Raw genomic sequence first — 23029 nt, 5'->3', positions numbered from 1 at the left:
TGGCGCCCTCAGACGGCCCCGGCTCCGGTGAGCGCGCGCACCTCGGTCTCGGCGTGCTTGGCCTCGTTTGGCTGCTCCGCCGAGGTGACCGTGCCGAGCCAGCCCGCGAGGAAGCCGAGGGGGATCGAGACGAGACCCGGGTTCTGCAGCGGGAAGTACTGGAAGTCCACGCCCGGGAACAGCGACTCTGGGCTCCCTGACACCACCGGCGACAGCAGCACCAGCAGCAGTGCGGGCACCAGGCCGCCGTATACGGCCCACATCGCGCCGCGCGTCGTGAAGGACCGCCAGAACAGCGAGTACAGCAGCACCGGCAAATTCGCGGACGCGGCGACCGCGAAGGCGAGGCCCACCAGGAAGGCCACGTTGAGATCGCGGGCGAGCAGCCCAAGAGCGATCGCGACGACACCGATCCCGACGGCCGCAGCCCGGGCCACCGCCACCTCGCTGCGCGGCTTCGCGTGCCGACGGCGCAACGACGCGTACAGGTCGTGGGCCACGGACGCCGACGACGCCAGCGTGATTCCGGCGACCACCGCCAGGATGGTGGCGAAGGCGACGGCGGCGACGATCGCAAAGAGAACCGTTCCTCCCGTTGAGTTCGCACCGCCGCCCAGATCGAGCGCCAGCAGCGGAACCGCCGTGTTCCCGGCCGCGTTCGACCCGCGCACCGCCTCTGGACCGACGATCGCGGCCGCGCCGAAGCCCAGCACGATCGTCATCAGATAAAAGCCCCCGATGAGCCCGATCGACCAGATCACCGAGCGCCGCGCGGCCCGTGCGGTCGGCACGGTGTAGAACCGCGACAGGATGTGCGGCAGCCCGGCCGTGCCCAGCACCAGCGCGAGGCCCAGGCTGATGAAGTCGAAGCGCGCCGTCCAGTCCCCGCCGTACTTCAGCCCGGGCGCCAGGAAGGCGTCACCGTGCCCGCTGCGCTCCGCCGCCGAACGCAGCAACTGGTTGATGTCCCCATGAAAGCGCACCAGGACGAGCACGGTCAGCGCGATGGCCCCGCTCAGCAACAGGACTGCCTTGACGATCTGAATCCAGGTGGTGGCCCGCATCCCTCCCAGCGACACATAGATCACCATGAGCGCACCGACGCCGATGACGGTCCACGCTTGCGCCGCCTCGCTCGTGCCTCCCAGCAGCAGCGCGACCAGGCTGCCCGCTCCCACCATCTGCGCCACCAGATACAGAACGGACACGGTCACCGAGGAAGTTCCCGCCGCGATCCGCACCGGCCGCTCGCTCATCCGGGCCGCGAGCACGTCGGCGAGGGTGAACCGCCCGCAGTTGCGCACCAGTTCGGCCACCAGGAACAGCACCACGAGCCAGGCCACGAGGAACCCCACGACATACAACAACCCGTCGTAGCCGTACAGCGAGATCAGTCCCGTGACCCCCAGGAAGGACGCCGCCGACATGTAGTCGCCGGAGATGGCAAAACCATTCTCCATCGGCGAGAACAGCCGTCCGCCGGCATAGAACTCCTCCGCCGAACCATGCCGGTTCCGACTCACCCATGTCGTGATCGCCAACGTCACCGCCACAAACGCGCTGAACAGCAGCAGCGCCAGCGTCTGATGATTGCCGGTCACCGCTCACCACCTCTGACGTTCCGCGTCAGCTCCTGGGTGTCCCAGCGCAGATCGAGCGCGGCCCGGTCCCTGCGCAGCCGCGCATGCCGCGCATACGCCCAGGTGAACAGGAACGTCGTGAGGAACTGCCCGAGTCCCGCGAGCAGCGCCACGTTCACCGCACCGGCGACGGGCCGGGCCATGAACCCGGGCGCCGTCGTCGCGGTCACCACATAGCCCACGTACCAGGTGAAGAACATGGCGGCACCCGGGACCACGAACCTCCGGTACCGGCTGCGCACTTCCTGGAAGGCCGCGCTGCGCTGCACCTCCAGATAGACGTCGGCCGTCCCGCCCGTCCGCCCTTCGTGCTCCGCGCGCGCGGTCGGCACGGCGGGAGCGGGCGCACCCGTGCCGTCCAACTCACCCCAGCCGGAGGCGAGCGCGTCGTACCAGGGGTCGTCGAACCGGACCTCTCCGGTGTCGCCGCCGTCGTGCTTCTCCACCGAACTCTCCTTGTCCGCGGTCCGTTTTCGGCCGCGTGCCCAAGGATGGACAGATCGGGAAGATCCTGGACTCTTCTCTCCGCGCTCTTCACCCCATCAGGTGACTCAGTCCACCGGTGGCCGTACGAGACCCTTCCCATAGGCATAACGGACAGCCTGAGCTCGGTCCTTGAGTCCCGTCTTGGCGAAGAGGTTGTTGATGTGGGTCTTCACGGTGGCCGTGGAGACATGCAGCTTGCGGGCGATCTCCTGATTGCTGAGCCCTTCCGCGATCAGCAGAAGTACCTCGGTCTCCCGCGCGGTGAGCCCGTCCGGCGCCTCCGCGAACGGGGCGGGCTCCGGTTCCGGCTCCGACAGCCGCTCCAGCAGCCGCCGTTGGATACTCGGCGAGAGCCCCGCATCCCCGGACAACACGCTCTCCACAGCCCGTACGATCTCGTCACCCCCCGCGTCCTTGGTGAGATAGCCACGGGCCCCCGCTCTGAGCGCGGGAAACAGCGACTCGTCGTCCGCGTACGTCGTGAGCACGACCACCTGCGTCCCGGGGTGCTCGGCGCGGATACGCCGTGTCGCCTCGACACCGTCGCAGCGAGGCATGCGCAGGTCCATCAGCACGACGTCCGGAGCGAGTTCGGCGACAAGCGCCACGGCCTCGTCCCCGTCCCCGGCCGCTCCGACGACCTCGATCCCGGGCAACAGTCCCAGCAGCATCACAATGCCCTCGCGCACCACGGTCTGGTCGTCCGCCACCACGACCCGCGCCGACTTCCTGCCCGCCTCCTCCCTCTCCGTCATACGGGCACCTTCAACGTCACCACGAACCCCTCCTCGTCCGGCCCGGCCTCCAACGAGCCACCCAGCAGCTCGGCACGCTCCCGCATGCCCAGCAGACCGTACCCGGCTCCCGAGTCGCTGAGCTCGCCCGGCGCCCCGCCCGAGTCCCGTACGTCCAGCGTCACTTCGTGCTCGCCGTAGTCCAGACGTACATGGACCTTGGCGCCCGGAGCATGCTTGCGCGCGTTCGTCAGAGCCTCCTGCGCGACTCTGCGCACCGCCTGTGAGGCCTCGGCGGGCAGCGCCTGCCGTTCGCCCGTCACGGTGACGTCGGCGCCGCCGGCCGAGGCGACGAGTTCGCTGAGGAAGTCCTCCAGCGGGGACATCTCGCCCCTCAGCGCGGACAGCGCCTGTCGCGTCTCCGCGAGCCCCTCGCGGGCCATCCCCCGTGCCGCCACGACCCGTTCCAGGACCGTCTCCCTGTCCGCGCCCCGCTCGATGAGCAGCCGGGCCGCCTCCAGGTGCACGAGCTGCGCCGAGAGACTGTGGGCCAGCACATCGTGGATCTCCCGCGCGATCCTGGCCCGCTCCGCCAGCGCCGCCGACTCCGCCTCGGCCGCACGCGCCGCACGCTCCTGTGCGAGCAGCCGCTGGGCACTGCCGCGAGCCTCCGCGTCCAGGCGCAGCACGTATCCGCCCAGGACGAGCCCCGCCGTCGTGGCCACGGTGGTCAGCCAGACATCGTTGTTGACGGCCGCATACGCGCTCAGCGCCACGGAGGTGACGGGCAGGGCGGCCGCGAGCGGCAGCCGTTCGATGGCGCTGATGGCGCAACCGCACCACAGGACCAGAGCCGGTACCCGGAAGCCCAGCCCCTGCCCCACCGTCGCGAGCACGAGGAGCAGCGCGAGCAGCCCCAGGGAGGGCAGCAGGCGATGTTCGAGTGTGGTCCGCCAGAAGCCCCACGCGATGACCGCACACACGAGGACTCCCACAACGCCCGCCGCGGTACCCCAACCGTGCAGGTCGCTGCTCGTGAAGGTCGTCGCGATGAGCGTGGCGAGGGCAATGGCCCGCGTGGTCCAGGCGAGCGCGCGCCGCGCCCTGGGCACACCTGCTCGGGAGAGTGCCTCGCGGGAGGGCCAGCGCCTCCAGGCGTTCTCCGTCACACGCGCTCCTTCCACGAGGCCTGAGCCACGCCGTCACCGTACGCCGGACCCTGCGCGTAGACCGGGTGCAGGGACTGAGACCTCCAGATCAGGAGCCCGGAGCGGACCAGCAGGGTCGCGGCGAGCCCGAGCAACAGCGCGGAGGAGTCCTGGTGCACGCCGAACAGAGCACCTATGCCGAACAGGCCCAAGCGCAGCCCGCTGCCCACGATCCAGACGGCCACGCTGGCCTTGGTGCTCTTGCTCCACACCGAGCCGTCCTGCTCCGTCCATATCCGCGTGGTCCACGCCCAGCCGGCCCCGGTGGCCAGGCCTATGAACAGCTCCACACCGAGCAGGAGGATCGCCTCCGCGTGATGGTGGGGGTCGATCACCCCGGGCTCTCGCAGCGCCATGAAGACCAGGACGGCGGCCACGATCCACCAACGCCTGTCCGTACTGATTCTGCGCGTACCGAACTGGCGCGCGATCACCAGAACAACAACGGCGCAGATCACCAAAGCATTGACGAGCCCGAACATCACGGCCTCCGTGGGCGAGGAAGAGCGGAACCGGCAGCGAAAACTGTCGGCGCCTTCGACGCTACGGAAATTGCCTGGTCAGCAGATCGGAGCCAGGGTGGATCGCGGGTGGATCCATCCCCGCCCGAGCCTCCACCCACGGGTGGAGACCCTCACGAACACCATCGCCAGGTGGCTGGGCCATTCTTTCGCCCCCGTCCGCCCCTACCCTTCCCGTCCCTGGGGCTCCGCCCCCAGCCCCCGCATCGCGCCGCCGACGCTCGTCCCCAAACGCCGGACGGCAAAAACTCAATCGCGGCGCCCCGCCCCTCACACACCCACCCCGACGCACCCGCAGTCGCCGACGCACGGAAGGGGCCGTGCCGGTACATCACATGCCCCGTCGCCACGTGATGGTCACCAGGCCGAGCAACGACACCACGCCCAGCTGCAACCGCCGACGGGGCGGATGTACCGGCACGGCCCCGACCCACCCACCCACCGGCGGCAAGCGCACCGCCCAGCCCAGCGGCAGCGCCTACGCGTCGATCCGCGACCGATCCAACGTAGCCGCCGAGCTGGAGATGAACTCCTTGCGCGGCGCCACATCGTTCCCCATCAGCAGATCGAACACCTGCTCCGACGCCTCAAGGTCGGAGATGTTGATCCGACGCAGCGTCCGATGGCGCGGATCCATCGTCGTCTCGGCCAGCTGGTCGGCATCCATCTCGCCAAGACCCTTGTACCGCTGAACCGAGTCCTTGTACCGCACGTTCTTGCGCTGCAGCTCCAGCAGCGTCTCCCGCAGCTCACGGTCCGAGTACGTGTAGATGTACTTGTCCTGCCCCTTCTTGGGCTGGCTCAGCTCAATGCGGTGCAGCGGCGGCACGGCGGCGAACACCCGCCCCGCCTCGACCATGGGCCGCATGTACCGCTGGAACAGCGTCAGCAGCAGAATCCGGATGTGCGCGCCGTCAACATCGGCATCGACGAGAAGAATGATCTTCCCGTAGCGCGCCGCGTCGATGTCGAAGGTCCGCCCGGACCCCGCTCCTATGACCTGGATGATCGCGCCGCACTCGGCGTTCTTCAGCATGTCCGTCACGGACGCCTTCTGAACGTTCAGAATCTTGCCGCGGATCGGCAACAGCGCCTGGAACTCCGAGTTCCGGGCGAGCTTGGCCGTACCGAGCGCGGAGTCGCCCTCGACGATGAAGAGCTCGCTGCGCTCCACGTCGTCACTGCGGCAGTCGGCGAGCTTGGCGGGCAGCGACGATGACTCCAGAGCCGTCTTCCGGCGCTGCGCGTCCTTGTGCTGGCGGGCGGCGATCCGCGTACGGGCGGCGGCGACGGCCTTCTCGAGAACGACCCGGGCCTGCGCGGCAGCGTCCCGCTTCGTGGAGGTCAGGAACGCCTTGAGCTCCTTGGAGACCACGTTCGTCACGATGCGGCGGGCCGCCGACGTACCGAGGATCTCCTTGGTCTGCCCCTCGAACTGCGGCTCCGCGAGGCGCACGGTGACGACAGTCGTCAGCCCCTCCAGCGCGTCGTCCTTGACGATGTCGTCCTCGGCGACACGCAGCAGCTTCTTGGTCCGCAGCACTTCGTTGACGGTCTTCGTGACGGCCTGCTCGAAGCCCGCCACGTGCGTACCGCCCTTGGGCGTGGCGATGATATTCACGAACGACTTCAGGGTCGTGTCGTAACCGGTGCCCCAGCGCAGCGCGACATCGACGCCGAGCTCACGCGTAACCTCGGTCGGGGTCATCTGCCCGTGGTCGTCGAGGACCGGGACCGTCTCCTTGAAGGTGCCGTGCCCCGAGAAGCGGAGGACGTCGCAGACGGGCTTGTCGGTGGCCAGGTACTCGCAGAACTCACTGATGCCGCCGTCGAAGCGGAAGGACTCCTCACCCTTGCTGCCGCCCTCGCCGAGCCCATACTCGTCGCGGACGACGATGGTCAGGCCCGGCACCAGGAACGCGGTCTGGCGGGCGCGCTGGTGCAGGTTCTCCAGGGAGAGCTTGGCGTCCTTGAGGAAGATCTGGCGGTCGGCCCAGTAACGCACGCGCGTGCCGGTGCGGGTCTTGGGGATCCTCTTGAGCTTGCGCAGGCCGCTCGCCGCGGCGAAGGCGGCGTCGGGACCGTCCGCCTTGAACGCTCCGGGGGTGCCGCGTCGGAAGCTCACCGCGTGCGTGTGGCCACTGCGGTCCACCTCGATGTCCAGACGGGCGGAGAGCGCGTTCACCACGGAGGCGCCCACACCGTGCAGACCGCCGGAGGCCGCGTACGAGCCGCCGCCGAACTTGCCGCCGGCGTGCAGCTTGGTCATGACGACCTCGACGCCGGACAGGCCGGTCTTGGGCTCGACGTCGACCGGGATGCCCCGGCCGTTGTCCCGCACCTCCACCGAGGCGTCGTCGTGCAGGATGACCTCGATGTGGTCGCAGTAACCCCCGAGGGCCTCGTCCACGGAGTTGTCGATGATCTCCCAGAGACAGTGCATCAGACCGCGGCTGTCGGTCGACCCGATGTACATGCCCGGGCGCTTGCGCACGGCCTCGAGCCCCTCAAGGACGAGCAGGTGCCGCGCGGTGTAGTTGGAACCGTCCCGGTCTGCTCCTGCCAGCAGCGCTGTGGACGGCACGGACGTCTCGGCGGTCACGCGGTTCGCTCCTCGCTGAATTTCAGGTGGGCCCCTTTGGGTAAGGGCTCGGCTTCGGTCGCCGCTCAGAGGGTACCGAGGCCTGGTAGAGCCGTTGTAACGCCACCCTCGTCTGAACTCAGACTAGTCCAAGTTCGCATGAGTGTTCGATCCCTCGATGGAGTGAAGTACATATCACGTTCCCTTCCAGGCATGAACCATTTAGGCTCCGGGCACGTCCTCATGAACAACCGGCAACCCAGCCGGGAGGACTGACCCTGATAGATAGCGCGAACCCGTAAGACACGAAGACACGCAATACGGCTCATTCGCCGCCACCCGGCAGCAGACAGCCGCCCCGGAGAGAAATTTTCGAGGAAAAGCCACGAGCGGGAACGTTTTCGGCCTGGTTGGATGTTGACCCTGGTACGACAGCTCGTCGAGCTAGAGAAGAGGCGACGTGACTACTGTTCTGACCCCCGCGAGCCCGCTGACGGCCGCTGACCGCTGCGACCGTTGCGGCGCCCAGGCATATCTGCGCGTCGTCCTCCTGAGCGGCGGAGAACTGCTCTTCTGCGCCCACCACGGTCGCAAGTTCGAGCCGGAACTCAAGAAGATCGCCGCTGAGATACAGGACGAGACGGAGCGACTGACGTCCGTTCCGGCAAGCGTCAACGACGAAGAACGCTGACACTTCGCATCAACGACGAGCGAGTGCCGGCATAGGCCGGTGTGCGGGCGGCCACTCCCTGGACACAGGGAGTGGCCGCCCGTACTCGTACCGCATCGCTCATCGCGCTCAGCGGTTCCCGAGCGTCCGGACCACGTCCGAGACCCGCGTATAGACCCCCGGGCTCCCAGCCTGCCCGCAGCCGCTCCCCCACGACACCAGGCCGATAAGCCGCCCCTGGGCGACCAGCGGCCCGCCGCTGTCCCCCTGGCAGGCGTCCCGCCCGCCCGCGACCGCCCCGGCGCACAGCATGGACGCGGCTTTGTACGTGCCGTCGAGGCTGCCCGGGTAGGCCTGCTCACAGGTGGCGTCGGGGAGCACCTTCACCTGTGCGGCGTGCAGACTGTGTGCGTAGTCGCCACCACCTGTCGTATCCCCCCAGCCGTAGACGACGGCGGCCGTATCCGGCTCGTACGCGGAGTCCCCCGAAGACGCCATACGGATGACCGAGCTCTCGGGAAGCGGGGTGGCGAGCGTGAGCACGCCGAAGTCGCCGGCGTTCATATAGCCGTCGTAACCCGGGTTGATCCAGACGTCGCGTACGGGGATCTCCTTGCCGTCGGTCGACAGCAGGTCCCCGCGGCCCGCGATGACCTTCAGGTCACGCACCTGTCGTGGCGGCGCCCCCAGTACGTCCGCACCCAGGCAGTGGGCCGCAGTCAGGACCCTGGACGGGGCGATCACCACTCCTCCGCAGAACTGTCCCGCGCGCGTACCGCCGAACCGGTCACGGCTGGACAGGGCCACCGTCCACGGGCTCTGGGAAATCTCGACGGGATAGCCGCCGACGACGACACCGTCGGTCGCCGCCGGGGCGGGGGACGCCAGCGGTATCAAGGCCGCCGCGGCCGCGAAGGCTATTACTGAGGCAAAGGGACGGCGCATGCGCGCTCCTCACTCTCGGATGGTCATGGGACACCCAGAGTGATTCAGTACGTGCGGGCACGCACTTCGCGCACGCGCTGAGGGCCCGGCTCCCTCACGGGAGCCGGGCCCTCAGCGACGTACGGCCGAGACCTAGTCGAGGTAGTCGCGCAGCACCTGCGAGCGCGAGGGGTGACGCAGCTTCGACATCGTCTTGGACTCGATCTGGCGGATCCGCTCGCGCGTCACGCCGTACACCTTGCCGATCTCGTCGAGGGTCTTCGGCTGACCGTCGGTGAGACCGAACCGCATCGACACGACGCCCGCCTCGCGCTCGGACAGGGTGTCGAGAACGGAGTGCAGCTGCTCCTGGAGGAGCGTGAAGCTGACCGCGTCGGCCGGGACGACGGCCTCGGAGTCCTCGATGAGGTCACCGAACTCGCTGTCGCCGTCCTCGCCCAACGGGGTGTGCAGGGAGATGGGCTCACGGCCGTACTTCTGGACCTCGATGACCTTCTCCGGGGTCATGTCGAGTTCCTTGGCCAGCTCCTCCGGGGTGGGCTCGCGGCCCAGGTCCTGGAGCATCTGGCGCTGCACGCGCGCGAGCTTGTTGATGACCTCGACCATGTGCACCGGAATACGGATGGTGCGGGCCTGGTCGGCCATGGCGCGAGTGATCGCCTGACGGATCCACCAGGTGGCGTACGTGGAGAACTTGTAGCCCTTGGTGTAGTCGAACTTCTCGACCGCGCGGATCAGACCGAGGTTGCCCTCCTGGATGAGGTCCAGGAAGAGCATGCCGCGACCGGTGTAGCGCTTGGCCAGGGAGACCACCAGCCGGAGGTTGGCCTCCAGGAGGTGGTTCTTGGCCCGGCGGCCGTCCTCGGCGATGATCTCCAGCTCGCGCTTGAGCTTGGGGGCGAGCTTGTCGGCGTTGGCCAGCTTGTCCTCGGCGAACAGACCGGCCTCGATGCGCTTGGCGAGCTCCACCTCCTGCTCGGCGTTGAGCAGCGGGACCTTACCGATCTGCTTGAGGTAGTCCTTGACCGGGTCGGCGGTGGCACCGGCAGCGGCGACCTGCTGCGCGGGGGCGTCGTCCTCGTCCTCGTCGGACAGCACGAAGCCCTGGGCACCGTCCTCGGCGGGCTCTTCGGCACCGGGCTTGCCCGGCGTCTCCTCGACCGCCTCGTCGTCGATCAGCTCGACGTCGTCCTTCTTGGCGGTGGTCTTCTTGGCCGCCGTCTTCTTGGCGACCGTCTTCTTGGCGACGGCCTTCTTGGCGACCGTCTTCTTGGCAGCGGCCTTCTTGGCGGACGCGTCCTCAGCCGGATCGTCGGCGGCAGGCACTGCCGGAGCGGCGGTGGCGGTGGCCTTCTTGGCGGTCACCGTCTTCGCCGCCACGGTCTTGGTGGCGGTGCGCTTGGCCGGACTCTTCGCTGCGACGCTCTTTCGGGTGCGCTTGGGCTCCGCGGCACTGACCATCAGCGTCACACCCTCTTCCTCGAGGATCTGGTTGAGGCTGCGCAGTACGTTCTTCCACTGAGTGGCCGGAATCTGGTCAGCTTCGAAGGCCCGACGCACGTCATCGCCGGCGATCTGCCCCTCAGCCTTTCCCCGCTCAATGAGCGCCATGACAGAGACGGATTCGGCGATCTCCGGCGGGAGCGTACGGGATGTGCTGGCCGACACGAACAACCTCTCGGAACGTTGGAAAACGGCTTCCGGCCCCGTCCACTGTGGACAGGAGCCGACGACCGCCGACTTGGGGATGGGTCGACGGCGCGGGCGGGGGCCGGGAAGATGCACAGCGCCGTAAACGGCGTCCGTATTCCCTCCTCGGCTGTCACCTCTTAGGTCATCGCGCTGTTCCGAGGAGCGTTACGCCCAATCTGCGTGGCCCGAGTCACACCCCGTAAACGCTCAAAAGCGTCCAGATACGGTCATAGGAGGTCAGCCGATGGCCCACGGCCCTCGCGCCGCCGGACCCCGCCAGGTCCAAGAAGGATCCGACGGGGTCCCGATGGGAGATGGTTCGCCGGCCCAGCGATGCCAGGCGAGGGCACAAGCCCCCGACCACGCCGCCCTCGATGCGCCGTCAGTGCTCGCGCGGCGCGGGCACCACGCGCTCCACCTCGGGGTGGACGGTGAGCAGCTGCCGCATGGCCGCCTCCGCCGCCGCGCCGTCCGCCGCGGCCAGGGCGTCGACGATGCGGGCGTGGTGCGCCAGGGAGGCGTCGTTCGGCCGGTCACAGCCGGTGACGGGGCCGCCGGAGACCTGGAGGGCAGCCGACACGATCCCGGAGAGGTGCTCCAGCATCCGATTGCCCGCGAGCTGGATGAGCAGCGAGTGGAACTCCGCGTCGGCCCGCGAGAAGGTGAGCGAGTCCCCCTGTGCCATGGCGTGGCCCATGATCTCGACCATGTCGCCGAGCCGCTGCTGGACCTCCTCGCGCCCGTGCCCGGCCGCGAGGCGCGCGGCGAGCGGCTCAATCGTCCAGCGTAGCTCGCTCAGCTCACGTCGCTGGTCGTCGCGCTGCGGCCCGAAGGCCCGCCATTCGATGATGTCCGGGTCGAGGAGGTTCCAGTCGCTGACGGGGCGCACGCGCGTGCCGACGTTCGGCCGGGCGCTGACCAGTCCCTTCGCCTCCAGGACACGGAGCGACTCGCGGACGACGGTGCGGGAGACCTCGAACCGCTGGCCGATCTCCTCGGGGACGAGCGGGCGGTCCGCGCCCAGGTCGCCGGAGACGATCATCTGGCCCAGCTGTTGGACGAGTTGGCCGTGCAGCCCGCGTCCGCGGCTGCCCGCGGCGCGTCGGCCCACACGGCCGAGCTCCGGGTCCGCGCTCTCCCACGCGGGGGCGCCCGCGCGGTCGGCACCAGGGGCCTCGGTATAGGGGTAGCGGTCGAGTTCGCCCGGGCCGGCCAGGCCGGAGTCTGCGGAGCGGGCGGCGGTCATCATGGTCTGCGCAAGGGTACTCACGGATCCTTTGTCGGCGCTGGCTCCAACTCCCTTGAGGTCTTTGGTGAAAAGCACACGAAAGGGTGATCGCTCACCCCGTCGCAATTGACGCCTTATCGGAAAGAAATGGGCTTTCTTCGGGGAGTTGTGCGCACAGCGGGAACGGAAGGGTACGGACGGTCGTCATCGGACCCTGCTCCGCAGGGTCGTGAGCAGATATGCGCAGAGCAGGGCGGTCAGCGACAACATCAGTGCACCGCCCACGGGTTGGGCGATCACCCGCACCCCGGCCGCCAGATAGCGCTCGCCTCCGAACGGCCACTGCATCAGCACCAGCTCGCGCAGTCTCATGGGAAACCCGGCCGCCGTCCGTACAGACGGCCCCTGCAAGGCCTTCTGTACGAGGGGTACGACGGCGATCGGCACCGCGAGCACCGCGGCGATCCCGGCGGCCGTGGACCGAAAGATTCCGGCGGCCAGCACACCCGCCCAGGCGCAGCCCACCACGAGACCGATCCAACTCGCGCTCAGGGAAAGCCAGTCCGCGGGAACTCCGGTGAGCTCCCGTCCGTAGACGAGGTACAGCATTTCGAGGTCGCATCCCACGGTGAGGAAAGCCAGCATCAGCGCGGTGGCCGAGGCGACAAGGAGTTTGGCGGCGAGCAGTCCCAGGCGGCGGGGGACGGTGCCGCGGTCCGCGGCCAGGGCGGGGTGGCGGAATTCCTCCCCAAAGGCGATGGCGCCGAGCAGCCCCGCGCCGAGCGCGGCGGGCGGCAGGGGAAGCCCTTGCGGCCACGCGGCCAGGAGGCGTGGCTGGGGGGTGTGACCGATTCTGGCCAGGAGTACGGACAGGAGGGCCGAGGTGACGAGAACGGCGGACGCGGTGAGGTAGCCGGTGCCCACTCCGGCGGCACGGCGCAGTTCGTAGCGCAGGGGACGCAGCGGGCTCGGGGCCTGGCGTACGGCGATCGGAGGCGGGAGGGGAGGCAGGTCGTTCGCGGCCAGCGTCTCGGCCGGGCGCGGCTGGTCGGTCTCGCATGCGTCCCCCTCGGCGGACAGCGTTGCGGCGGGCCCCATATCGCCGACTTCGTCGGCGAGTTGGTGTACGAGGATGCCGTGCCGGAAGGCGGTCTCACCGACGTCGGCGCAGGTGCTGCCGTACACCGAGAGCCGGTTGCCGTCCTCGCGGACAACCTCGACGGAGCGGCGTGCGGTGCGGGCCTCCTTGGTCAGCATGTCGCTGAGCCGGGCGGCATGCGGGCTGCGGACGGCGACCCGGGGGCGGAGCCGGGTGCGGGCGAAGTCCGCGACCTCCTGGTCGGCCACGAGCCTGCCCTCCTCCAGCGTGATGACCCGGTCGGAGGTTCGCGCGGCCTCCTTGGGATCGTCCGTGGTGAACAGCACGGTGCCGCCCTGGGCCGCGTGCGCGCGCAGAATTCCGTGCAGCCAGCGGCCTTCGCGGGCTGAGAGTCCGTCGGCAGGGGCGTCGAGGACGAGGGTGTGCGGGTCGGACAGGAGTGCGCAGGCCAGACCGAGGCGGCGGTCCATGCCGCGCGACAGCGTGCCCAGGCGTTCGTCGCGGAGGCTGACGAGCCCGACGACTTCGAGCACTTCGTCCGCGCGTCGCACGGGCACGCCGGCGGCGGCGGACAGCATGCGGAGCTGGCCGCGGACCGTCCGCGCCGGATGGCCCGGCACCTCACCCAGGAGCACGCCGACTTCACGAGAGGGATGGGCGATCCGATGCAGCGGACGGCCTCTGAAGTAGGTGATTCCGCGGCCCTGTTGAAGTTCGAGCATGAGCTTGAGCGCCGTCGTCTTGCCCGCGCCCGAGGCTCCGAGGACCGCGGTGACGCGGCCCGCGCGCGCTTCGAAGGACACGTCGTCGACGGCGGGCGGAAGCTCCTTGCGAGGGGTGCTGGTCAGTCCGATGGCCTGGATCACCCGAAGCAAGATAGCGCGATATTTCCGGTTTTCCGGGCACCTCGAAGCTCGTCTCGGGCAGTCCTCACACCTCCCGCGAGCACACCCAAGCCCGCACAGCCGGAACCTGTGTTTCCTGCCCTGGTCAGACCTCGGGGCGCAGCATCGGCGGGTTGAGCAGCGTGGCGCCGCCCGCACGGAAGAGCTGGGCGGGGCGGCCGCCCTGGCGCGTGGTCGTGCCACCCGTGGGCACCAGGAAGCCCGGCGTGCCCGTCACCTTGCGGTGGAAGTTGCGCGGGTCGAGCGCCACGCCCCACACCGCCTCGTACACGCGGCGCAGCTCACCGACGGTGAACTCGGTCGGGCAGAAGGCGGTGGCCAGCGACGAGTACTCGATCTTGGACCGGGCACGCTCCACGCCGTCCGAGAGGATCTGCGCGTGGTCGAAGGCGAGAGGCGCCGCCTGCTCTCCGTCACGCCCGTAACCACCCTGCTGCAGCAGCTCCTCGACGGGTGCCCAGCGTGCGCTGTTGGCGTCGCCTCCCGCCCGGGGCGCGGGCAGATCGGGGGCCAACGCGAGATGGGCGACGCTGACCACCCGCATCCGCGGGTCGCGCTTGGGGTCACCGTAGGTCGCGAGCTGCTCCAGGTGCGCGCCGTTGTCCTGCGCGGGCGCGGACGGGTCGTGGGCGCACAGCCCGGTCTCCTCGACCAGCTCGCGTGCCGCCGCCTGGGCCAGGTCCTCGTCTGGCCGTACGAAGCCGCCGGGGAGAGCCCACCGCCCCTGGAACGGCTGCTCACCCCTCCGTACCGCCAGCGCGCACAGGGCATGGCGGCGCACGGTCAGCACGACCAGATCCACGGTCACGGCGAAGGGCGGGAAGGCTGACGGGTCGTAGGGCATGCCGCGATCATAGTCGTCTTCCTGACGATAAACACTCCCTCCGTCAGCCGCATCCATGGGTTGATCCACTTCTGTCCGCCACACCATCCACCGGCGGCCGTCGGTCGCCGTCCAGGGACACGTCCCGCAAAGTCACACCCCCAACTGCAGTCCGTCGGCCGCCTCCTCGACCATGGCGAGGCCGAACCTGCTGACGCGTACGGAGAAGGGGGCGCCCGAGATCCGCACCCCCGTCAGCCCGATCTCGCCCAGCGGCGCACCGCGGACCGGGTGCAGAGTCACCGTTCCGGCCGGGGCATCGGGGTGGATCCCGGCCAGGGAGGTGAGCAGCAGCACTCCGGCGGCAGCGGCCGTGGCCGCCGGTCGGCAGGCCGCGGGATGGGGCAGCGGGGTGCTCCCCTCCGTGCGCTGCTCCCCCGCGTACATCTCGGGCAGCCGGTGGGCGAAGGCCTCCGCCGCCGCCAGGACGCCCCGCAGCAGCGAGCTCGCCTCCTTCTCGTAGCCGGCGGCGGCCAGCCCCGCGACGGCGACCACCGTCTCCTGAACTCGCACGACGCCACCGCGATGACCGAAGGGGTGTACGCCGCCTCCTTCGCCCCCAGGCTGCGCAACCCCCAGCCCGAGTCCATGGCCGGGCCGCCGAGCAGCCGCGCCAGCTGCTCGGTCTGCACCTTGTCGAGCAGACCGGGAGCCAGCACTCCGGAGCCGAGCAGACCGGTGTCGAGGAGGTGAGCGGTGCCCGAACCCAGGTGCGGCACGAGGCGCCCGTCCGGAGCCCGGGCGGCCGCGGGTCTGCCGCCTCCCCGGTCTTCGACCCAGAAGTCGTCGCGAAACGCCGTCCGCAGCTCTTGGGCCCACTGGCGCAGTCCCCCACCGCCTGGCCGACCGTGTGCGTCGAGTAGATCGACGTCCAGCGGTGCCGCCTGGTGCGCGCGTGCTGTGTCTCGGAGCAGCCCGCCTGGGTGCGGGTCGGGCAGATAGGTGCCATCGCCGACGGTGGTCCACAGCCACTTGAGGCACCGCTCGGGGCCTGCACGGCGAGCGGTTCCCGGCCCGCGACGCGCACCTGGCAGCGAGAGGGCATGCGTCGCCCCGCTCGGTAGAACCCCTCCAGCCCTTGGCCGGTCAGCTACCCCTGCACCGTGGAGATCGCCAGCCCCGGCAGGGCGACGCAGATCAGGGCGGTGTGGGCGGGCGGCAGGTCCACCGTTCGGCGCGGCATGGGAACCGACGCCTGAGAAGACGCCTGGGAAGCCGTGCGGCCGCCCGCTGCCGTGAAGGGAGGCGAGGTGCTGTCCACTGCCGCGAGCGGGGTCGACGGGGCGCCCCGTCGCGTGAGGGGCTGCGTGGTCCTGCACACGGGCGGGAGGTCGCCATCGGGGGCCGACGAGGGGATGGTCAAGGGCATGGGGGAGCTTCCTCCGCGCTCGGTGCGCCTTGAGCGCGCTCGGCGCCGGGTGGGGAGCTCCGGAGGATCGGGGGCGTTGCGGCGGCGCGGCCCGGCCACGGGTTCCGCCACTCGGGTGAACCGAGCGGACCCGCCCGTGGTCACGCCCCCGGCCGGGGAAGCCGACCGAATGGCAGTGGGGTGGCGGGCCGGCCTGAGACCCCCTGGTCCGAGGCACCTGCTCGCCCGCCCACCCCGAAGTCGAAATCGACACCAGGGCCAGGCATCCGCTCGCCGCGCCCGGTCCGCCCCGCCTCAACCGGGTCCCGCCCCTCACGTGCTCTCCCCCACGCCATGCCGACCGCCCTCGCGGCGCGCCCGTGGCCGACCGCCCGTGCCGTCGACGCCGCGCCCCGGTCCGTCCCCGGCGGGCGAGGCCTCGTCGGCGGGTCGGCGTCGCCGGACGCTCGCTGTCCCCAGGCCGCGTCGGCTCGGACGTGCTCCGCCGTTCCCTGCCGGACGTGCCCGGCGTCGGCGCCGGGTGGCTGCCCCGGCGTCCGGCAGCCAGGGGCCCGGCGTCGGTTCAGCCGATGAGAGAGGCGCCGCGAGATCGGCGGACTGCTCCGTCTCCGCCGGGACACGGCCGGTGCGCTCCGCGCGGAGGCAGCGGCGGATGGACTCGGGGTCCAGGCCCTCGTTGCATGCCTGGTGCAGGAGCCGGGCGAAGAGGTAGTCGGGATCGGCGCCGAGCGCCATGGCGAGGGCCTCCCGGGCCTCCAGTTCGTCGCCCGTGGACCAGGCGACCCATCCGGCGAGTGTGAGCGGTGCGGCGGCGTGCTCGCGGTAGGGGCCGACGCAGCGGCGGGCCAGCGCCCGCCACAGGCGCAGGGCCGGGCCCGCCTCGTCGCCCTCCATCCACTCCGCGGCACGGTCGCGGGTCGTGCGGTCCTGGAGGCCGAGGATCAGGGTGGCGGCTTCCTCGTGTTCGAGCAGTCCGTCGTCGCGCAGGTCCGCCGGACGTGTGCCGGACACCGGTGGAGCGTCTGCGAGGCGCCCCATGATCCGCCGGGCCAGTTCGAGGGCCTCCTCGGCCACCTCGGCACGGCTCTCGTCGTCCAGGATCCTCGGAACCAGGGCCATGCTCGCCGTATCGAGCGCGACCTCCTGCTCCAGCGCGGCCGCCGCCTCCCAGGGAAGGAGCCTCGCTGTCAGTTCCCGCAGGGATCCTCGCACTTGGATGCCCGCGTACGTCGCGGCGGCGGCGAGGACGGACGTCCCCGGCAGCCCCATCGACTCGCCCTCGGGCGGGCAGCACCCCTGGCCCGGGCAGGTGTATGACCAGAAGCGACCGTCGGAGATGCAGAGGGCCTCGATCACGGGGACGTCGAGGCGACCGCACGCAGTGCGCAGCAACTGCGCGAGCGGACGCAGACGCTCCATGACCTCCCGCCCCGATTCGCCGCTCCCCGGTTCCTGGCAGAGGTACGCGACCATGCTCTCGGGCCGGGCACCTCGACGCTCACTTCCCCTCACCAGCCCCTGTGCCAGTTGCTCGGCCACAGACGGCCAATCCTCCGCCTGGGCGGGGATGCCGAGCCGCGCACGGCCACCGAAGCGGCCTCGCCGCTCCCGGTCGTGCAGGGCGACCAACACGATGCTGTCCTCGGGGCGGTACCCGAGCAAATAGGGCAGGGCGTCGGCCAGTTCGGCCGGGGTTCGCAGGGTGACCTGATGCTCGCCGCCAGGAACACCCGGGCCGACAGCGTTGCCAGGGACGCCGTGCCCCACATACCGCCCGGACGGGCCAGGGCCCGCTTGACCGCCACCCTCGTCACGCCCCACCTGCCCGCGGATCGCGCCCCGTCCCGCCCGATCCGCAGGCTCATCGCGTCCCACGCACGCCGTGTACTCGCCCTCCCCGGAATGCCCGCCCGGCAGAAGCCCGGAGCGACCGCCCGGCCCACTCTGCGGCCCGTCCAGCCCGGACCGGCCGCACGGTCCGCTCTGCCCGTCGCCCTCACCGCCTCCCCCGTCGTAACCGTCGTGTCCGCCGTGCTCGTCCCGTCCACCGAGCCCGCAGATGTCTTCGTCGCCGGACCTGCCAGCCGCTTCGTCGTGATTCGTCATGCCGTGACCATCCCGCGGATCGCAGAATTCCGCTTCGGCCTGTGGATAACCATGACCATGATCACGACAGAAGTTGTCCACAGCTCGACAGGCTCGTTCGCGCGATGTCCGACCCATCGGGTTGCATGGGGCCATGACCAACGAAGACCCGCGACCCACAGCCACCGATGACCTACGCACCGCGGCCGATGCCGTACTGGCCCGCCTCGTCGGCGCCCAGGTCGGCCAGGCCCGGCTCCGCGAGGACCAGTGGCGCGCCATCGAGGCACTGGTGGCCGACAAGCGCAGAGCCCTGGTCGTGCAGCGCACGGGCTGGGGCAAGTCCGCGGTGTACTTCGTCGCGACCGCGCTGCTGCGCGAGCGGGGCGCGGGACCCACGGTGATCGTCTCGCCACTGCTCGCGCTCATGCGCAACCAGGTGGAGGCGGCCGCCCGCGCCGGAATCCACGCGAGGACGATCAACTCCTCCAACACGGAGGAGTGGGAGACGATCCAGGCCGAGGTCGCCGCAAGCGAGGTCGACGTTCTCCTGGTGAGCCCGGAGCGGCTCAACAATCCCGACTTCCGCGACCAGGTGCTGCCCAAGCTGGCCGCGGCGACCGGCCTGCTCGTGGTCGACGAGGCGCACTGCATCTCCGACTGGGGCCACGACTTCCGGCCGGACTACCGCCGACTGCGCACCATGCTCGCCGACCTCCCGCCCGGCGTCCCCGTCCTGGCCACCACCGCGACGGCCAACGCGCGCGTGACGGCCGATGTGGCCGAGCAACTGGGCACGGGAGCCAGCACGGACGCGCTCGTTCTGCGCGGGCCGCTGGACCGGGAGAGTCTGAGCCTCGGCGTGCTCCGGCTGCCGGACGCCGCCCACCGGATGGCCTGGCTCGCCGAGCATCTCAACGACCTGCCGGGCTCGGGGATCATCTACACGCTCACGGTCGCCGCCGCCGAGGAGGTCACCGCGTTCCTGCGCCAGTCCGGGCACACGGTGACGTCGTACACCGGAAAGACGGAGAACGCGGACCGTCAGCAGGCCGAGGAGGACCTGCTCGCCAACCGTGTCAAGGCCCTGGTCGCCACATCCGCGCTGGGCATGGGCTTCGACAAGCCCGACCTGGGATTCGTGGTCCACCTGGGCTCGCCCTCCTCCCCCATCGCGTACTACCAGCAGGTGGGGCGCGCGGGCCGCGGTGTGGAGCATGCCGAGGTGCTGCTCCTGCCGGGCAAGGAGGACCAGGCGATCTGGGAGTACTTCGCGTCGATCGCCTTCCCTCCGGAGGAGCAGGTGCGCCGCACGCTGGACGTCCTGGCCAGGGCCGACCGGCCGCTCTCGCTGCCCGCCCTGGAACCTCTGGTGGAGCTGCGCAGGTCCCGTCTGGAGACCATGCTCAAGGTGCTCGACGTGGACGGGGCGGTGCGCCGGGTCCAGGGCGGCTGGATCTCCACGGGCGCTCCGTGGACCTACGACAGCGAGCGCTATGCCTGGGTCGCCAAGCAGCGGGCTGCCGAGCAGCAGGCGATGCGGGACTACGTCATGACGAGCGGCTGCCGGATGGAGTTCCTGCGGCGCCAGCTGGACGACGAGGGGGCGGCGCCGTGCGGGCGCTGCGACACCTGCGCGGGAGCGCGGTTCGAGGCGTCCGTGTCCCCCACGGCGCTGGACGCGGCCAACGGCGAGCTCGGCCGCGCGGGCGTCGAGGTCGAGCCCCGGAAGATGTGGCCGACGGGCCTGCCGGCGGTCGGCGTCGACCTGAAGGGACGTATCCCAGCCAGTGAACAGGCGGCCCCAGGTCGCGCTTTGGGACGACTCTCGGACATCGGCTGGGGCAACCGGCTGCGCCCGATGCTCGCACCCCAGGCCCCGGACGGACCCGTACCGGACGATGTCGCCAAGGCCGTGGTCGGCGTACTGACCGACTGGGCGAGGGGACCCGGCGGCTGGGCCTCGGGCCGGCCCGACGTGCAGCCTCGCCCGGTCGGCGTCGTCACCGTGGCCTCCCGTAGGCGGCCGCAGCTGATCGGTTCCCTGGGCGCGCGGATCGCGGAGATCGGCCGGCTGCCGCTGCTGGGCTCCGTGCAGTACGTCGGTGAGGGGTCGCCGATCTCCCGGAGCAACAGCGCGCAGCGGCTGAAGGCACTCGACGGGGCACTGACCGTCCCGCCCGAGTTGGTCGCCGCCTTGAAGGAAGCGAGCGGTCCGGTACTACTCGTGGATGACATGACCGAGACCGGCTGGACGCTCGCCGTGGCCGCGCGCATGCTCCGCCGAGCCGGTGCGCAGGGGGTATTGCCGCTGGTCCTGGCCGTACAGGCGTGACTTACGCATCGCCGAGCGGAACACTGGGCAGGGATATAGGTAACGCATCACTCGAAAACGGACTGTGGCCCCAATTGCTCGTTGCCGCAACCAAGTTCGGCAGGAAGAATTGGAGTCCGCTCCCCGCACGGCTCGCCCGTGGTCCGGTAGGGCTCTGCTGCGGCGTGCGCTCCCCCAAGTCCGACCCCGCCCGCAGTGTGGGCGCGTAGCCGAAGGGAAGACCGTGACCTTCGGATTCGCTCCGTCCTCGGCGGCATCCATGTCGACGTCTGCCGACCTGTCCGCCGCTTCCGCCAACCCACTGGCCCGGATGCTCGAACCCGCCGAGTGGGCCTCCGCAGGGATTCCGCTGCTGCGCAATCCCCGGGAGGTCGTCAGCGGACTGCACGCAAGACACCGGCCCAGGCCCTCGACCGCGGTCGTGGCCGTCCTCGATGCGGACGAGCGACTGAGGGCGAGCGCCTCGTTCGTCCGGCGCCCGGCTCCGGCCGACGGCTGGATGTTCCGCAACGCGCTGCTCGCGCAGCTGCGCCGGGTCATCCCGCACGACCTGCGGCGCCGCACTCCCGTGCGTACGGCGGTGCTGCTCTACTGCCGTGACGGCGACGCGCGTTGGACGGAGGAAGACGGGGCGTGGATGTGGGGATTGCGGGACGCTTGCACACTGCACGGACTGCGCTGCGGGGCGTACATCACCCTGACGCGTGACGGCTGGCAGGTCCTCGGCGAGGGTCGCGGCGGACGCCGCCCGAACGCGGACTCACCGCCGGAGTCCTTCGCCACGGCCGAGGCGCTGCCGCCGCTGCCGCGCACCGGAGGCGCCGCCTCGGAGGTGCTCCGCCGGGCAGCCGCCCGCTGAGACATCCGCCCCAAGGCGCGCCGACCCGGGCCAGGGGCACGCCCGCCCACACGGCGGTGCCCACCTCACGCCGAGCAGCCGAGACAAGCAAGCGTGATATGCCGCAGCGGTGGCCCAGCGATCGGCGGGGCCGCACGGCGCATCAGGCCCGCCCCAGGGGCGTACGACAGACGTACGACACAGGCAGCAGGCATGCGCAAAGGCTCCCCGCGCACACGGACGCGGACGCACAACAGGTACGCCGAGACGCACAGCAGGTACGCCGAAATGACCGCCGTACAGGTGCCGCCGCAGCGGCACCCTCACGTCCCCGAGCGAATTCCGGACGGCGTCCGGAACCCGCTCAGACCCCCGCGCCCAGCACCGTGTTGATCTGCTGCGGGTCGCCGCAGACGATCAGCAGGGCGCCGGCCCGGCCGAGGGCCAGCGGCAGCGCCGTGGCGGCGGAAGCGTCGGGACCGCCGTTGACGGCGACCACGACCACGGAACGGGACGCGGCCCGGCCCGCGACGGAGGCGTCGGCGTAGAAGACGTCGTCGCCCGCGTCGTGCTGCGCCCAATAGGCGGCCTCGCCGAAGGAGAGTTCGTGCGCGGCCCACGGGTGCGGTTCGCCGGTGGTGATCACCAGCACCTCACCAGGGGCGCGGCCCGACTCAAGCAGAAGGTCGACGGCCTCTTCGGCGGCGTCCAGCGCACCTTCGGCCGAGGCCGGGATCAGCTGGATCTGCGGAGTGACGGCAGCGGGTGCGGCCGCCGGGGTGGAGGGTTCCGGCGAGGCCACGACCGGCTCGCGCGGGGTGCGTTGGGCCGGCATCGGGCGGACAGGACCCGGACGGCCGGGACGCGGCGGAGCCGCGGGACGGGGGCCGGGTACGGGGCGGGGGGTCGGCGCGGTGCGGCCACTGGCCGGAGTGACGCGGGGACCCTGGGCACTCTCGTGAATCTGAGGCTCCTCGGGAATGAGAGGCATGAGCTGATATTTATCAAACGCCGGTGCGACGCGCGTCGGCGGGTGGCACATGAGTGCGAGCGGAACCGTCAGAAATCGAAGCCGAGCTGACCCTCGATCTCCGGAACGCTTCCGTCCGCCCAGCTGCGGACCTTCTTGAGGTGCCGCCACTGGGGCAGCGCATCAAGATACGCCCACGACAACCGGTGGTACGGGGTGGGGCCCCGCTCCTCCAGCGCGGCCTTGTGGACCGGTGACGGGTACCCGGCGTTGGCCGCAAAACCGAAGTCTGCATGGTCGATACCCAGTTCGGCCATCATTTTGTCGCGCTGAACCTTGGCGATCACCGAAGCCGCCGCGACGGCGATGCAGGACTGGTCGCCCTTGATCACCGTACGGACCTTCCAGGGAGCGCCGAGATAGTCGTGCTTCCCGTCGAGAATGACCGCGTCGGGGCGGACCGGCAGGGCTTCCAGGGCGCGTACGGCCGCCAGACGCAGCGCGGCCGTCATCCCCAGATCGTCGATCTCCTCCGGAGAGGCATGCCCCAGGGCGTACGACGTCACCCATTTCACCAACTCCGCGGCGAGCGCGGTACGTCGCTTGACGGTCAGGAGCTTGGAGTCGGTGAGCCCTTCCGGCGGACGGCGCAGTCCCGTGACGGCGGCGCAAACGGTGACCGGGCCGGCCCACGCACCGCGGCCCACCTCGTCGACACCGGCAATGACCTTCGCTCCGGTCGTGGCGCGGAGGGAGCGCTCGACGGTGTGGGTGGGTGGTTCGTACGGCATGGCGCCCTCAGCCTACGCCGCCCGGAGCCCCTCGCGACACCCAGGTTTC

The 23029-nt window shown here is 70.5% G+C and carries 17 protein-coding genes and 1 pseudogene; 3 read left to right on the top strand and 15 right to left on the bottom strand.

Annotated features, from left to right (window positions below):
* Positions 1–8 precede the first annotated feature (8 nt).
* The 6 genes from ACFY0T_RS29870 to ACFY0T_RS29845 form a co-directional block, all read right to left on the bottom strand.
* Positions 9–1601 carry a cation acetate symporter gene (locus ACFY0T_RS29870; RefSeq protein WP_388877105.1) on the bottom strand — a complete coding sequence of 531 codons (1593 nt, stop codon included), beginning with the start codon at positions 1599–1601 and terminating at the stop codon, positions 9–11.
* Entirely contained in the window at positions 1598–2086 is a 489-nt protein-coding gene (locus tag ACFY0T_RS29865) for a DUF485 domain-containing protein (RefSeq protein ID WP_388877102.1), read from the bottom strand. The genes ACFY0T_RS29870 and ACFY0T_RS29865 overlap by 4 nt, the downstream gene beginning before the upstream one ends.
* A 105-nt stretch (positions 2087–2191) precedes the next feature.
* On the bottom strand, positions 2192–2881 hold the full coding sequence (locus tag ACFY0T_RS29860) for a response regulator (protein ID WP_388877100.1): 690 nt from the start codon (positions 2879–2881) through the stop codon (positions 2192–2194).
* Positions 2878–4029, bottom strand: coding sequence for a sensor histidine kinase (locus ACFY0T_RS29855; protein ID WP_388877097.1), 1152 nt, complete (start codon positions 4027–4029; stop codon positions 2878–2880). Before ACFY0T_RS29855 ends, ACFY0T_RS29860 begins: the two co-directional genes overlap by 4 nt.
* Complete coding sequence (locus ACFY0T_RS29850; protein WP_388877094.1) at positions 4026–4550, bottom strand: DUF1453 domain-containing protein; 525 nt, start codon at positions 4548–4550, stop codon at positions 4026–4028. Before ACFY0T_RS29850 ends, ACFY0T_RS29855 begins: the two co-directional genes overlap by 4 nt.
* Before the next feature lie 517 nt (positions 4551–5067).
* Positions 5068–7191 (bottom strand): type IIA DNA topoisomerase subunit B, encoded by a 2124-nt coding sequence (locus ACFY0T_RS29845; RefSeq protein ID WP_388877092.1) that lies wholly within the window; start codon positions 7189–7191, stop codon positions 5068–5070.
* A 439-nt stretch (positions 7192–7630) separates the two neighbouring features.
* Here ACFY0T_RS29845 and ACFY0T_RS29840 point away from each other — a divergent pair, with 439 nt between their 5' ends.
* On the top strand, positions 7631–7861 hold the full coding sequence (locus ACFY0T_RS29840; protein ID WP_327432225.1) for a hypothetical protein: 231 nt from the start codon (positions 7631–7633) through the stop codon (positions 7859–7861).
* A gap of 108 nt (positions 7862–7969) precedes the next feature.
* On the opposite strand, the gene ACFY0T_RS29835 is transcribed toward ACFY0T_RS29840, so the two are convergent.
* From ACFY0T_RS29835 to ACFY0T_RS29805, 7 genes and pseudogenes are all read right to left on the bottom strand, one after another.
* A complete protein-coding gene (locus tag ACFY0T_RS29835; RefSeq protein ID WP_388877089.1) occupies positions 7970–8785 on the bottom strand; it encodes a S1 family serine peptidase in 816 nt (271 codons plus the stop codon).
* A gap of 132 nt (positions 8786–8917) precedes the next feature.
* The gene (locus ACFY0T_RS29830; RefSeq protein ID WP_388877086.1) at positions 8918–10453 is read right to left on the bottom strand and encodes an RNA polymerase sigma factor; all 1536 of its coding nucleotides are present in this window, start codon (positions 10451–10453) and stop codon (positions 8918–8920) included.
* A 406-nt stretch (positions 10454–10859) separates the two neighbouring features.
* On the bottom strand, positions 10860–11747 hold the full coding sequence (locus ACFY0T_RS29825) for a FadR/GntR family transcriptional regulator (RefSeq protein WP_388877083.1): 888 nt from the start codon (positions 11745–11747) through the stop codon (positions 10860–10862).
* Positions 11748–11909: 162 nt separating this feature from the next.
* Positions 11910–13670 carry an ATP-binding cassette domain-containing protein gene (locus tag ACFY0T_RS29820; RefSeq protein WP_388877080.1) on the bottom strand — a complete coding sequence of 587 codons (1761 nt, stop codon included), beginning with the start codon at positions 13668–13670 and terminating at the stop codon, positions 11910–11912.
* A gap of 124 nt (positions 13671–13794) precedes the next feature.
* Complete coding sequence (locus ACFY0T_RS29815) at positions 13795–14553, bottom strand: NUDIX domain-containing protein (RefSeq protein ID WP_388877077.1); 759 nt, start codon at positions 14551–14553, stop codon at positions 13795–13797.
* Between the two features lie 132 nt (positions 14554–14685).
* A pseudogene (locus tag ACFY0T_RS29810) lies at positions 14686–15578 on the bottom strand (glycogen debranching protein); the annotation flags it as partial.
* A 695-nt stretch (positions 15579–16273) separates the two neighbouring features.
* Complete coding sequence (locus ACFY0T_RS29805) at positions 16274–18067, bottom strand: DUF4192 domain-containing protein (protein ID WP_388877074.1); 1794 nt, start codon at positions 18065–18067, stop codon at positions 16274–16276.
* Between the two features lie 133 nt (positions 18068–18200).
* On the opposite strand from ACFY0T_RS29805, the gene ACFY0T_RS29800 reads away from it, so the two are divergent.
* Both ACFY0T_RS29800 and ACFY0T_RS29795 read left to right on the top strand, forming a co-directional pair.
* Positions 18201–20381, top strand: a complete 2181-nt coding sequence (locus ACFY0T_RS29800; RefSeq protein ID WP_388877071.1) for a RecQ family ATP-dependent DNA helicase — start codon at positions 18201–18203, stop codon at positions 20379–20381.
* 223 nt (positions 20382–20604) lie between these two features.
* The gene (locus ACFY0T_RS29795) at positions 20605–21240 is read left to right on the top strand and encodes a hypothetical protein (protein WP_388877069.1); all 636 of its coding nucleotides are present in this window, start codon (positions 20605–20607) and stop codon (positions 21238–21240) included.
* A 343-nt stretch (positions 21241–21583) separates the two neighbouring features.
* Here the strand turns inward: ACFY0T_RS29795 and ACFY0T_RS29790 are convergent, their stop codons facing one another.
* Together ACFY0T_RS29790 and ACFY0T_RS29785 are read right to left on the bottom strand one after the other, a co-directional pair.
* Positions 21584–22210, bottom strand: coding sequence for a hypothetical protein (locus tag ACFY0T_RS29790; RefSeq protein WP_388877066.1), 627 nt, complete (start codon positions 22208–22210; stop codon positions 21584–21586).
* A 68-nt stretch (positions 22211–22278) separates the two neighbouring features.
* The gene (locus ACFY0T_RS29785) at positions 22279–22980 is read right to left on the bottom strand and encodes a ribonuclease HII (protein ID WP_388877063.1); all 702 of its coding nucleotides are present in this window, start codon (positions 22978–22980) and stop codon (positions 22279–22281) included.
* Positions 22981–23029 lie beyond the last annotated feature (49 nt).

It is taken from the genome of Streptomyces sp. NPDC001530, from assembly GCF_042894545.1.
GTDB lineage: Bacteria > Actinomycetota > Actinomycetes > Streptomycetales > Streptomycetaceae > Streptomyces.
This window is presented reverse-complemented; position numbering and strand designations above follow the sequence as displayed.

Bases quoted from the DNA above. Each gene is read 5' to 3' on its own strand.
- ACFY0T_RS29860 (WP_388877100.1), bottom strand. From the start codon at position 2,881: ATGACGGAGAGGGAGGAGGCGGGCAGGAAGTCGGCGCGGGTCGTGGTG.
- ACFY0T_RS29850 (WP_388877094.1), bottom strand. From the start codon at position 4,550: ATGTTCGGGCTCGTCAATGCTTTGGTGATCTGCGCCGTTGTTGTTCTG.
- ACFY0T_RS29835 (WP_388877089.1), bottom strand. From the start codon at position 8,785: ATGCGCCGTCCCTTTGCCTCAGTAATAGCCTTCGCGGCCGCGGCGGCC.
- ACFY0T_RS29815 (WP_388877077.1), bottom strand. From the start codon at position 14,553: ATGCCCTACGACCCGTCAGCCTTCCCGCCCTTCGCCGTGACCGTGGAT.
- ACFY0T_RS29805 (WP_388877074.1), bottom strand. From the start codon at position 18,067: ATGACGAATCACGACGAAGCGGCTGGCAGGTCCGGCGACGAAGACATC.
- ACFY0T_RS29800 (WP_388877071.1), top strand. From the start codon at position 18,201: ATGACCAACGAAGACCCGCGACCCACAGCCACCGATGACCTACGCACC.
- ACFY0T_RS29790 (WP_388877066.1), bottom strand. From the start codon at position 22,210: ATGCCTCTCATTCCCGAGGAGCCTCAGATTCACGAGAGTGCCCAGGGT.
- ACFY0T_RS29785 (WP_388877063.1), bottom strand. From the start codon at position 22,980: ATGCCGTACGAACCACCCACCCACACCGTCGAGCGCTCCCTCCGCGCC.